The sequence below is a fragment of the Haematomicrobium sanguinis DSM 21259 genome, assembly GCF_000688395.1.
Lineage (GTDB): Bacteria > Actinomycetota > Actinomycetes > Actinomycetales > Micrococcaceae > Haematomicrobium > Haematomicrobium sanguinis.
This window is the reverse complement of sequence record NZ_JIAG01000002.1, coordinates 1-12,512: the sequence shown is the minus strand read 5'-3', so window position 1 is coordinate 12,512 and position 12,512 is coordinate 1. Positions and strand designations below refer to the sequence as shown.

Sequence of the window (12,512 nt, the reverse complement as noted above, 5' to 3'; positions counted from 1 at the left end):
CGCCGCGTCATGGTGCCAGGGGTCAAGCTCCACGAACTGATCGATCGGCGTTCGCTGCTGGGGTTCGCCCTCATCGCACTGGTGAGGGCGGCCGCCCTGGTGCTCTTTGCCGCGGGGCTGACTCAAGGAGTCGCCGCCGTTGCCGCCAATACGATCCTTCCCGCCAGTTCGGGATTGATGGCGAGCGCCGGAGCCTTGCTCTTGGGCCTGACCGCTTGGGTGCAAGGCGTCTTTGGGCGTAACCGGGCCCGGGTGGTGATCGAGCGTGAACGCGCCGAATTGGTGGGAGCGTTGACCGGCGAGAGTTCGCCGCTAGGAGCATCCCGGGACGCCGGGATGGCTCTGACGGCCACCCGGCAACTGGACAAGGTGGAGGGGTTTTACCTGCAGTTTGTCCCGGCTCTTGCGCAGACTGCCGTCATTCCGTTGGTGTTGGGGCTCGTGGTGCTCAGCCAAGACTGGCTTTCGGCGTTGCTGGTGCTTCTCACCCTTCCGCTCATCCCTATTTTCATGGTGCTCATTGGCCAGCACACGGTGGAGAACACCAAGAAGTCGACCGAGGCGCTGTTGCGCATGAGTCAGCACTTCGCCGAACTCGCTCGCGGCCTGCCCGCATTGGTGGGGCTCGGCCGCTCCCGTGCCGGACACGATTCGCTCATCTCTATTTCTCGGGAGTACCGGCGGGCGACCGTGAAAAACCTGCGCGTTGCCTTCCTCTCCGCGCTGGCCCTGGAACTGGTTGCGACGCTCTCGGTGGCGCTCGTGGCCGTGGTCATTGGGGTACGGATGGTCAAGGGCGATCTCGGTTTGGAAGTCGGGCTCTTGGTTCTGATCCTCGCCCCCGATATCTACAATCCCTTGCGCGAGGTGGGCAGTTCCTATCACGCGGCGCAGGACGGGCTGGAGGCGTTGGCGCAATCGCGCGCGCAACGTGCGCGTGCCGTCAATACGGTTACCTCCACCGGGGACACTGACTCAGGGCACGCCGCGGATGACTCGGCACCGGCGAACCCCCAGTGGGACGCGGCCACGGCACGGCTACAGGAACTCACGGAGGACCCGGACAGTGCGCCATTCCTTGCGCTCACCGGGCCGAGCGGCGCCGGAAAATCAACCGTGTTGGGACGTTGGCTGGAGGCGAACTACCGGAACCGGAATGTCCTGTGGGTGCAACAGCTCCCCTTGTTTACCGAGCCGACGGTGCGCGCGGAACTTGGCCAGGCTCCCGACGCCGCGATCAACGCTGCGCTGGAGCGCTTCGGGCTGCAGGACCTCGCTGAGCGTCACCCGTCCTGGCTCTCTCCCGGGGAGCAGCGGCGGCTCGCACTCGCGCGCGCCGAGGTGCAACGCACGCGGGACTCCCTCGTGGTGTTGGACGAGCCCACCGCGCACCTCGACGGCGCCCGCCGCGCCGACGTGATTCAATGGCTGCACGAACTGCGCGGCACCACCCCGGTCCTCGTGGCAAGCCACGACCGCGACGTAAAAGACCTTGCCGACACCACGATCGCGCTGACACCGCGCGAAACGCCGAGTACGATCGCCGAACCGCCCAATGCGGACCCGGCGTTGCAGTTCTCGTTGCCCGAGCCGACTAAAACCAAGCACGCTGCCGTGATTGAGGCGCCTGGCGCGGCTGCCCCGGCCAGCGATGCGACGAGCGCCGACAATGCCGAGCTCACTCGGACCGGATGGGCTGCCGTCCTCGACCTCACCCGCGGTGCCCGGTGGCGGCTCCTCGCGGCGGTACTGACCGGTGCGCTCGCCTCCATGGCGGCGATTGCGTTAAGCGCACTCTCCGGCTGGCTTATTGTGCGTGCAAGCGAGCAGCCGCCCATTTTGTTTTTGTTGGTCGCCATTGTGGGCGTCCGGTTCTTCGGACTGGCGCGCGCACTCTTGCGTTACCTGGAACGCTTGGTGTCCCATGACGTGGTCTTTGACCTGCAGGGCAAGTGGCGGGCCGCGGTGTGGAAGTATCTGAGCGAGCGGGCGCTGAGCCTCAAGGAGCGGCTTACCCCGGCCGCGAGCGTGAATGCCCTCGTGGTCAAGGTCGATGAGTTGCGCGATGCGCTCATTCGCGCGGTTGTGCCGGTCGCGGGGCTACCCATCGTGCTCGTCGCCGCGGCGGCGGTCACCGCCATCTTCGCGCCGTCTCTGCTATGGATTCAGCTGCTCGGCGTGGCAGTGAGCGTGCTTGCCGGGGTGGGTTTCTCCCTTATCACCGAGGCCCGCGCCCGGCGGCTGCAACGAGGGCTCCGCGCCGACTTGGTGAGCGCCACGCTCGACACACTCAGCCAACGCGACTACCTGCGGGTGCACCGCACGCTCGGTCACAAACTGGAGCACCTGCGCGAACTGGATCGCCAAGCCGTCCCGGCAGAGAACGCGCTCGCGGGCAGTACCGGACTGGCTGCTGCCCTGATTACCGCAGTTCAAGCGCTCACCGCCGCGCTCATGATCCCGATCGGGGCAAGCACGGCCGTCGCTGCGCCGCTCTTGCTCACCATTGTGCTGATGCAGATCGCCCTGACCGAACCCATCATGAACGCCCAATCCGCCGCCGGCTGGTGGTTCCCGGTCCTGGCGCTCGCCAAAGACATTCCGCATGGTGAGCACGCGAACCCGGGACACCCGGCAACCGAGGCGATTAACGCCGTCGAACTTCACCAGGTGAGCGCCCGATGGGGTGAAGACCTGCCGCTCGCGGTGGAATCGGTGTCCGCCGGGGTTCGGCGCGGGGAGTGGTTGAGCATCACCGGCCCGAGCGGCTCCGGCAAGACCACGCTGCTGGCCATCATGTTGGGGTTTTTGCGCCCGGAGAGCGGCAGTGTTGCGGTCAACGATGCGCCGCGGATGCTGGCGCCGGGCGAACTGGCGCCACGGGTCGCCTGGTGCCCGCAAGAGGGGCACATTTTCGATTCGACCATTCGCGGCAACCTGGCGTTGTCCCGTGCCGGGGAGGTCGGTGAGGAGCAGATGTGGGCGGCGCTGAAAACCGCGGGGCTCGCGCACATGGTCGACTCGCGCGCCGGCGGGCTGGATGCGAAGGTGGGACCTGCGGGGTCCTGGCTCTCCGGCGGCGAGCGGCAACGCCTCGCGATTGCGCGCGCGGTGTTGGCGGGAGCGGACATTGTGTGCCTCGACGAGCCGAGCGCGCACCTGGATGAGCCCACGGCGCGCGAACTTCAGGACCAGTTGCGCACGCACCTGGCCGGGCACGGTGTGGTGCAGGTGACGCACCAGGATAGCGACGTGCGCGCCGCGGATACCCGGCTCGATTTGGGGACCGTTACGCACTCGTAACCAGCAGTATTCGCGATGCCCTTAACTCCCGGTGTGATTTAGGTTACTTTTTTAGTAACACTTGCGCCTGGACCCTTTGAGTTTCTGGGTTCCGGTGCTTGGCGGGTGCGTCCGCCCCGCAATTCATATATGAGGAGAAAATCCATGAGTGACGTTTCGACACGGGATCGCGCGAGCGCAATGAAGCGCCGTGCGCGGACATCCGTGATTTCGGTGGCCGCGTTGGCCCTCACCCTATCCATGGCCGCATGCTCGCAGGGGTCGCCCTCGGGCGGATCAAGCGATAGCCCCAGCACTGCGGCGCCGGCCGGGGCGCTGTCCTGTCCCACCGGAGACGGCGGCGAGGGCAAGGATCCGGGGCCCAAGGGCGATCCGGCCAGCGTCCCGGAGTCCAAAGGCAGCACCGAGAATCCGCTCAAGATCGGTACGCTCGTGCCAGCGACCGGCAGCCTTGCGGTGCTCGGGCCGCCACAGCTTGCCGGTGTCAATGTCGCGATCAAGGAGATTAACGATGCCGGCGGCGTGCTCGGCAAACCGGTCGAGGTCATCAACCGCGACGAGGGCGAATCCTCCACCGATATTGCCAGCCAATCGGTTGCGGACATGATGCGCCAAGGCGTCAACGTGATCTTCGGTGCGGCGGCCTCAGGGTCGACCAAGAACGTGATTAACCAGATCACCGGCGGCGGTGTCCTGGAAATTTCGGCGTCTAACACTTCGCCGGATTTCACGACCTGGGATGACAACAACCTGTACTTCCGTACCGCGCCATCCGATGTGTTGCAGGGCCGGACTTTGGGCAACTACATTGCGCAGTGCGGTGCGACGACACTCGGTATGATCGTCATGAACGACCCCTACGGCACCGGTTTGCAGACCAATGTGAAGCAGGCGTTTGAAGGGGCCGGCGGCCAGGTTGTTGCCGAGTCCATGTTCAATGTGGGCGATTCGCAGTTCCAGTCCCAGGTGGATGAGGTCACTAACGCCAACCCGGACGCGATTGCGATCTTCAGTTTCGATCAGGCGAAGCAGATTATCCCGCTGTTGCTGTCCAAGGGCGTGGACCCGACCAAGATCTTCCTGGTGGACGGCAACGTGCTGGATTACTCTGGTGAGTCCTCAATCGCCAAGGGCGCGCTGGAGGGAGCGCAGGGAACCATTCCCGGCACGTTCACCTCGGCAGCGTTCCGCGAGGCGCTCAAGGGCGTTGACCCGAAGTTGGAGAACTGGACCTACGCCGGTGAATCCTATGATGCGATCACCCTGGTGGCGCTCGCCTCGGAAGCCGCCGGTTCCACCGACGGCAAGGCCATTGCCGAGCAAATGGCGGCGGTATCCAAGGACGGCGAGAAGTGCTTCGACTTCGCGGGCTGTGTCACCCTGCTGCGCGAGGGCAAAGACATTGACTATGACGGTTACTCCGGTCCGATCGCGTTCAATGAGGCCGGCGACCCGTCCGAAGCGCTCATCGGCATTTACACCTATGACGCGGACAATAAGCCCGTGCCATCGCGCGCCGAAGAAGGTTCGCTCGGCTAAGAGACGCTAGCTCAGCGATCAACTCGAAAAAGCACTGTGGCTGTGACCCGAACGGTTGGGTCACAGCCACAGTGCTTTTGAGATGAGTGCAGGTCAGGAGGCGGCAAGCGTGCCGAGGTAGAGCTGGATGACCTTCGGGTCTTCCAAGAGTTCTCGGCCGGTACCGGTGTAGGCGTCCTTCCCGGAGTCGAGAACGTAGGCGCGGTCGCAAATTTGCAGGCAGCGGCGCGCGTTCTGTTCCACCATGATCACGCTGACGCCCGCGCGATTGATTTCGTGGACGCGCAGGAATACCTCGTCTTGACGCACGGGGGAGAGTCCGGCCGAGGGCTCATCGAGTAGCAACACTGCGGGATCCATCATGAGGGCTCTGCCCATGGCGACCATTTGCCTTTCGCCGCCGGAAAGCGAACCTGCCCGCTGAGCCCTGCGGGTGGCGAGGTCCGGGAAAATGGAGGCAACGGCGTCGAACCTCTCTTTGAAATCCTTGGGACGCAAAAAGGCGCCCATCTGCAAATTCTCCTCAATGGAGAGGCTGGGAAAAACGTTGTTGGTCTGCGGGACGAAGCCGAGGCCGCGGGCGACCAGCTTATTGGCGCGTAGCCCGGTCAGGTCTTCGCCGCGGACCGTGACGCTTCCGGAGCGGACCGTCACAAGGCCGAACATGGCTTTGAGCAGCGTCGATTTGCCGGCGCCGTTCGGGCCGATAATGCCGATGAGTTCGCCCTTGTCGGCATGGATGGAGCAGCCGTTCAGGATGTTGACGCCGGGGAGGTAGCCGGCAACCAGGTCCTTCACTTCGACGACGTGATCACTCATGCGGCAATTCCTCTTCCAGCTCTTCTTCCAGCTTCTGGAAATTGGCGGTCTTGGACAGGTCGATGTCATGGTGCGCGCCAAGGTACGCGTCCACCACGGCCTGATCCTTCATGACCTCGTCCGGCGGACCCTCGGCGACGACCTTGCCCTCCGCCATGACGACGACCCAGTCGGCGATGTGGCGAACCATATGCATATCGTGTTCGACGAAGAGGACGGTCATGCCCTCGTCCTTGAGCATCAAAATGTGGTCCAGGAGGCTCTGGGTGAGCGCCGGGTTGACGCCGGCCATGGGTTCGTCCAACATGACCAGGCGCGGTTTGGTCATCAGGGCGCGTGCCATTTCCAGGAGTTTGCGCTGACCGCCGGAGAGGGAGGCGGCGTAGTCATCGCGTTTGGCGTCGAGCTTGAATTTGGCGAGGAGTTCCTCGGCTTGGGCGGTGATCTCGGCCTCGCGGGAGCGCCACGAACTGCGGAAGAGGGCATTGCGGAGCTTTTCGCCGCCTTGGTCGGTGGCGCCCAAGCGCATGTTTTCCAGGACGGTGAGTTTGCCCATGACTTTGGTGAGTTGGAAGGTGCGAACCATGCCCATGCGGGCCACCTTGAAGCTAGGTACGTGTGCCAAGTCGGTGCCGTCAAAGGTCCAGGAACCCGATTGCGGGGTGTCGAAACCGGTGAGCAAGTTGAACAGCGTGGTCTTTCCGGCCCCGTTGGGGCCGATGAGCGCGGTGATTTTGTTGCGCGGGATTTCCAGGTGCTGAACGTCGACGGCGTTAAGCCCGCCAAAGGTGCGGGTCACGTTGTCTGCCGTCAGGATGGGGTCGATTTTGGTGCACCCGGGACCGGCGGATTGGGTGGTGATGTCATCTATGGTGGTGCTCATGAGAAGACCAGCTCCTTCTTGTTGCCGAGGATGCCTTGTGGCCTGAAGATCATGAGAAGCATGAGTGCTATGCCCACGAAGATGTAACGGATTTGTCCGGCCTGGGTGGTGGTGAGGAAGGTGATCCACCCGGCTTCGATGGCGCCGTAGAGCAGGCTCTGGGTCAGCGAGAGCACGACCCAGAAGATCATCGCGCCAAGAATAGGGCCGAAGACCGTGGCCATACCGCCTAGGAGTAGGCAGGTGTAGAGGAAGAAGGTGAGTTCGGTGGAGAAGTTTCCGGGCTGCACCGAACCGCGTTGCAGCACAAAGATCATGCCGCCGAGCGATCCGAGGATGCCGCCAATAATGAGGGCCTGCATCTTGAAGGCATACACGTTTTTACCCAGGGAGCGGACCGCGTTTTCGTCCTCGCGGATGCCCTTAAGGACGCGGCCCCAGGGCGAGCGCATCAAGAGGTAGACCAGGATGCAGGCGATGATGACCAGCGCCCAGCCGACGACCCGGATCCATAGCTCGCGCTCATTGAGGCTAAAAAGACCGAGCGAGTATGTGCCTTGCGGGAAGGGATTCAAGGCGTAGAAGCTGCCCTCGAATCGGGCCAGGCCGTTGGCCGAGCCGGTCACGTCGCTGAACTGGTTGGTGGTGACGATGTAGCGCAGGATTTCGGCGGCCGCGATGGTGACGATGGCGAGGTAGTCTGCCCGGAGCCGGAGCGTGGGGATGCCAAGGAGGATCGCAAAGATGACCGAGGCGATCAAGGCGGCCAGAACGGCGAGGGGGAGAGGAGCGTTGAAGGTCAGGATGGAGATGGCATAGGCGTAGGCGCCAACGGCCATGAACCCGGCCTGGCCGAAGTTCAAGAGGCCGGCGAAGCCAAAGTGGACGGCAAGCCCCAGTGCGGCGAGACCGTAGGCGGCGGTGGTCGGTTCGATCAGCGTGCTCAGGGCGCCGGCGAGTACGTTTCCGAAGTCCATGGCTAACCCACCCTTTCCTTACGGCCGAGTATTCCTTGGGGTCGGAAGAGAAGCACCAGGATCATGATGAGGAGCGCGCCGACGTATTTGAGGTCGGCGACGAGCCAGATGGTGGACACCTCCACGAAGAGCCCGACGATCACGGAGCCGACGAGCGCACCGAACACGGTGCCGAGGCCGCCAAGCACCACCCCGGCGAAGATGAGCAGCAGGATCTGCTGGCCCATATTGAAGTTAATACCGGGCCGGTAGTACGCCCACAGGATGCCGGCGAGGGCGGCGACGGCGGAACCGATCACCCAGGCGATGCGGATGACGCGGTCGACGTCGATGCCGGATGCGGCGGCGAGTGCGGGATTATCCGAGACAGCGCGGGTGGCTTTGCCGATGCGGGTGCGAAGCAGGAGGAACCCAAGAAGGACGATGACCACCAGCGATACGAGGAGTGAATTCAGGTTGTTTTGGGTGATCGAAAATGGGCCGAAGACGAGGGTCGGGCTATTGGCGCCGGGAAGTTGCTTGGTGTCGGTGCCGAAGAGTAGCTGGATGACGTAGCGCATGGTCAGGGCGAGACCGATGCTGACAATCATCATCGGGATGAGGCCCATGCCGCGTTTACGCAAGGGTTTCCATAGCCCGGCGTCCTGGACATAGCCCCACACTCCGCCCACGATCACGGCAAGGACGATTGCTAAGAAGATGGGTAGTCCGGCCACGGAAAAGCCGTATGCGGACACGGCTCCGAGCGTAACCATTTCTCCGTGGGCAAAATTGGTGAGTCCGGTGGTGCCGAAGATGAGCGAGAGTCCCACCGCGGCAAGGGCAAGGAGCAGGCCGAAGCTCAGTCCGGCGAGCACGCGGTCCGCCAATTGGTTCCAGAAACTGGTGGTTTGGGTGACGATTCCTTCACCTAAGAGAAAGAGCGTGGAGACGCTGGAGGTGCCGCCAAAGGTGACAGTTCGCGGGTTTTCTTGTCCTTCTGCCAGGGACACACCCTCGGGGAGGGTGGAGACGTCTAGCTCCACGGTGTAGGTGCCGCGATCGGGGACCCCCACCCGCCAAATTCCCCGGTCATTAGTGGTGCCAGAGCCCTGAAAGCCGCCGGATTCTGACTGGACCTTGATGGTGACTCCGGCAATGGGGACGCCCGCATTGCGCAAGTTACCGGAGATGGTGTTGTCATAGGCAGGCTCGGTGCTGGAAGTCGGTGCCGAGGCCGCATCCGTTGACGTCGGTGACCCAGACGGTGTGGTTTCGGCGCTTGCGGACTGCGCCATTCCAATGGAAGACAGAGCCATAAAGGCGACGACGGCGAGTAATGTGACGACCCTGCGGACGGATCGTTTCCACGGATGTCCCCATTGCGCGGCTGTTGGCACGGGCGAACCTTTTCATGAAGTTAGGTGCCGAGATCGCCTTTGACCCCGACAAGACTAGCGGACGGCGCACGTGAGCTGTGTGATCCAGATCACGAACTTTTCACCATGCTACATGAGTGATTGGGGGCCCACGGTGCGCGCGAGGTAACAGTCTGGTTTCGGCGTTGCTCCGAGGTAACCTGAGGTCGTTTCGGCGAAACGTTCATAGGTAGCTCGGGGGATCGATCGGAGAGAAGGAAGAGAGTCATGCCGCGCAAATTGTTCAGCGAGCTGTCACCGCTCACCTATGAGGTTTCTTTGGCCAAACAACGTGCTGTCCGGCACCTTTCCAATGCGCTCAATCGCAGTAAGCTGGCAGCGCGCCGCAGTGGGGAATCATTGCCGACGGTGGTGTATCGACATAAGTCGCTAATCCGCCGACTGCTGGGGAATACTAATCCGCAATTGCAGGAGAACAAGGCGGTGAACCTGGCGCTCGCCGCCCCGAAAGTGGACGGAATCGTGATCCGCCCCGGTGAAACATTCTCATTCTGGTCGTTAGTTGGCGCGCTTTCGGCGCGGCAGGGATACCGCGATGGTGTGATCATTGTTCACGGGAGGGCCGATTCGGGCCGTGGCGGCGGAATGTGCCAATTTACGAATTTGATTCATTGGATGATTTTGCATTCTCCACTGACCGTCACCGAGCATCACCACCACAATGAGTGGGACCTCTTTCCGGACTATAACCGCCAGGTTCCTTTTGGGGTCGGGACGTCGATTATGCACAACTTTATTGACTATCGATTCCGTAATGACACCGACCAGGATTTCCAGATTCGTGTGCACGTGACTGACGAACATTTGGTTGGCGAATTGCGTGCAGAACGTCCGGTGGATTTTAAGTACCACATCAGGGAGCAGGACGCGTATTTTTATCGCGATGGTAGTGCCGTGCGTCGGCACAACACGATTGTCAGAAGTGTGGTGGATAAGCGGTCCGGCAGGTACCTCGAAGAGGAGCTACTTCGTGAAAACGATGCGCTGGTATGTTACGACGAATCGCTGATTGGCACCGAAATTCTCGATTTTCGCCCCGAGCGCGCGGGAGCGGGTACGGCATCCTAAAGGTACGACGGCGTTGCTCGCCTTTGGTGCAGAATCCTCACCAAGCGCGGTGGTGGGCTGGTCATCAGCTCGTGGGGCTCGCGAGTTCGTAAGACAAGATACTGCAGCAACTTATTCGGTGAAGCGAAATCGTTTTTCCACCGATGACGCCGGCAATGGCGAAGACCCCCCGAATTTCCTTAGCAAGCTGGTCGAAAAGTTCCCGAGGTCGAGCAAGGTTATCCACAGTTGAAATTTTTTTAAAGATTTTTCCGAAGTTATCCACATTTGGGGTTTTTGGGGTGCTCAATGTCGGTGCCGGGTTATAGCGTGGTGTTATGACGTTTCCTATGGCACAGACAGAGCTCGGGGTCCGCACCAGTGCGGTCGCCCGGCTCGCCTGTGGTCTGGAAAAGCTCATGCACGAGTTTCAGCAGGATCTTCGGAATCCTCTCGGGGCGGAGCCCACCGTCCCGGCATCACCATCCACCTCGACCGCGGCTAGTGACGCGCACAAACCGGATGCGTTCAAGCGCGACGCCCTGGGCGCGGTGCGCGTGTTGGAGCGTGCTCAGGTGCAGGTGGAGGCGGCGATGCATCTGGCTGCGGGTGTCGCGTTGAGCGTGGAGGCGGAGGAGCAAGAACGACTGCTTGACTTACCGTTGGATGAGAGGATCGGACGGAACAAAGGACGTCGCGGTTCGGGGCGAGGGAAACATCAGGATGCGTTCACCGTCACTCCACCTACCAACGCAAGCACTTCCACTGCCGCGGGGTCGTCGAGTACGAGTGCCGATCCTGCGTCAGCGTCACCGCGGGGTTCGGCGTTTTTCCCGGGGTTTGATTCCCGGGATGTTGAGGACTCCGAGGTGGCGTTCCCGCGGGTGTGGTGCGGTGTGTCGGTGAAAGCGATGGATGAAGCGCTCTGGGGGCTTGGGTCGGAGTTGGCGCTCTTGTGGGGTCGCAGCGAGTTCGTGACCACCGGGATGCTCATCGACACCGCGACCCTGTCCCGGCTGCCGAAACTCGAGGCACGATTCATTACAGGGTTACTGAACAGCCGGTTGGTGAAAACCGCGGTGAAACACTGTGTCGGGCTGACCGATGAGCAAGCCGCCAGTTATGACGCTCGCCTGCATGAGTTCATGTTCCCCGTGAAATATGATGTGACCGGCCAATACCCCGTGCGCTCCGCGAATGATGTGGCGAAGTTCGCCGAGGTGACCCGGAACCGGTTACACGCCGAACCACTGGCGGTGCGGGAGCGGCGGGAGATGAAGCACCGGTACGTGTCGATCAGCAACGAGTCGAACGGCATGTGCTCCATCTCGGGGTTGCTCCCGGCGACGGCGGCGCACCGTTTCATGAACACCCTCACGGATTTCGCGATCACCGCCAAGACCGAGCACGACACTCGTACATTGAAACAACTGATCGCAGATGTTTTCACCGACCTGATCACCCATAATTACAACCACTCGTACCCGAACACCCCACCCAACCCGGCAGAGACCAGTGGCGCGGGCCCAGACGCGAGCCAGAGCACTGGCTCCACTGGCGGGACTGAGCGGACGAGTGCGCCCGCAGCGCCGTCCACGTCACCGGGAACCGGTGATTCCGCGGCGACGGGCCCGTCCACCGGTGGAGCCAGCGCCACGAGCGCGTCCGAAACCGATTCTGGATCAGTAGCCGAACCTGGGTCTTGGCCACCACGCGACCACGACCCAGCGGACACTGGTCCTGGCGGCTCAGCACCGACTGAGCGACTCTCCTACGACGCGGTCCATGACTTGTTCGACCAAAACACCACTCCCGACGCCAGAACCGCAACCGGTTTCGAGGGGACACCTGCGCCCGACGCCAGGAACGCAACCGGGTTCGAGGGGACCACTGCGCCCGACGCCAGGAACGCAACCGGGTTCGAGGGGACCACTGCGCCCGAAACCAGTGGCGAGGGGACACGTGTGCCCGATTCTGGAAATGGTTCACATTCGGACGCCAGCCCGGAACCGGAAACCGTCTCGGGGTCGCGGTCGGGGTTGCGCGGTGAAGCGAAAATTTTTGTGACGATCCCGGCCACTACTCTGGCGGGGTTGGATGAGCAGGATGGGATGCTCTCCGGGTACGGTCCCATCCCCGCCGACGCGATCCGCGAACTCGCCGGAACCGCGCACACCCTGTACCGGATATTTACCGACCCGAACACGGGTAGGCCGCTCGCGTTGGGTCGCTCAAGTTACCGGGTAGACACCCAGTTGCGTGAATTCCTGCAACTGCGTTCGGATACCTGCCAGTTCCCCGGCTGTGGGGTGAATGCCCGTCGTACCGACGCCGACCACATCACCGAATGGGACACCGGCGGCGAAACCAACCCGGAGAATCTGCAGTTGTTGTGTCGCAAACACCACAACCTCAAAACCCACCACGGCTGGCAAGCCAAAGTCCTGGACCCAGAAACCAACACGATCCAATGGACCTCACCACTGTGCAACACCTACCTCACCGAACCCGTCGGAACAGGAACCG

8 protein-coding genes are annotated in these 12,512 nt (G+C 62.3%); 4 read left to right on the top strand and 4 right to left on the bottom strand.

Annotated elements, in window-relative coordinates; genetic code table 11:
* Window positions 1-9 precede the first annotated feature (9 nt).
* Both cydC and O148_RS0101720 read left to right on the top strand, forming a co-directional pair.
* A complete protein-coding gene (gene cydC / locus O148_RS0101725; RefSeq protein ID WP_026529547.1) occupies window positions 10-3,303 on the top strand; it encodes a thiol reductant ABC exporter subunit CydC in 3,294 nt (1,097 codons plus the stop codon).
* A 144-nt stretch (window positions 3,304-3,447) separates the two neighbouring features.
* Window positions 3,448-4,842 carry an ABC transporter substrate-binding protein gene (locus O148_RS0101720; RefSeq protein ID WP_240470760.1) on the top strand — a complete coding sequence of 465 codons (1,395 nt, stop codon included), beginning with the start codon at window positions 3,448-3,450 and terminating at the stop codon, window positions 4,840-4,842.
* Between the two features lie 93 nt (window positions 4,843-4,935).
* Here O148_RS0101720 and O148_RS0101715 read toward each other — a convergent pair whose 3' ends face one another.
* Genes O148_RS0101715 through O148_RS0101700 form a run of 4 tightly spaced genes read right to left on the bottom strand, consistent with a single transcriptional unit; the run spans window position 4,936 to window position 8,819 of the window.
* Window positions 4,936-5,661, bottom strand: a complete 726-nt coding sequence (locus O148_RS0101715; RefSeq protein ID WP_026529545.1) for an ABC transporter ATP-binding protein — start codon at window positions 5,659-5,661, stop codon at window positions 4,936-4,938.
* Complete coding sequence (locus tag O148_RS14170) at window positions 5,654-6,544, bottom strand: ABC transporter ATP-binding protein (protein WP_084156954.1); 891 nt, start codon at window positions 6,542-6,544, stop codon at window positions 5,654-5,656. Before O148_RS14170 ends, O148_RS0101715 begins: the two co-directional genes overlap by 8 nt.
* Entirely contained in the window at window positions 6,541-7,521 is a 981-nt protein-coding gene (locus tag O148_RS0101705; RefSeq protein WP_026529544.1) for a branched-chain amino acid ABC transporter permease, read from the bottom strand. Before O148_RS0101705 ends, O148_RS14170 begins: the two co-directional genes overlap by 4 nt.
* 2 nt (window positions 7,522-7,523) lie before the next feature.
* Window positions 7,524-8,819, bottom strand: coding sequence for a branched-chain amino acid ABC transporter permease (locus tag O148_RS0101700; RefSeq protein ID WP_026529543.1), 1,296 nt, complete (start codon window positions 8,817-8,819; stop codon window positions 7,524-7,526).
* A gap of 327 nt (window positions 8,820-9,146) precedes the next feature.
* On the opposite strand from O148_RS0101700, the gene O148_RS14165 reads away from it, so the two are divergent.
* Both O148_RS14165 and O148_RS16855 read left to right on the top strand, forming a co-directional pair.
* Entirely contained in the window at window positions 9,147-10,007 is an 861-nt protein-coding gene (locus O148_RS14165; RefSeq protein ID WP_035744442.1) for a VanW family protein, read from the top strand.
* A 329-nt stretch (window positions 10,008-10,336) separates the two neighbouring features.
* The coding region (locus tag O148_RS16855) for an HNH endonuclease signature motif containing protein (RefSeq protein ID WP_169737489.1) at window positions 10,337-12,512 on the top strand (2,176 nt) is incomplete at its 3' end.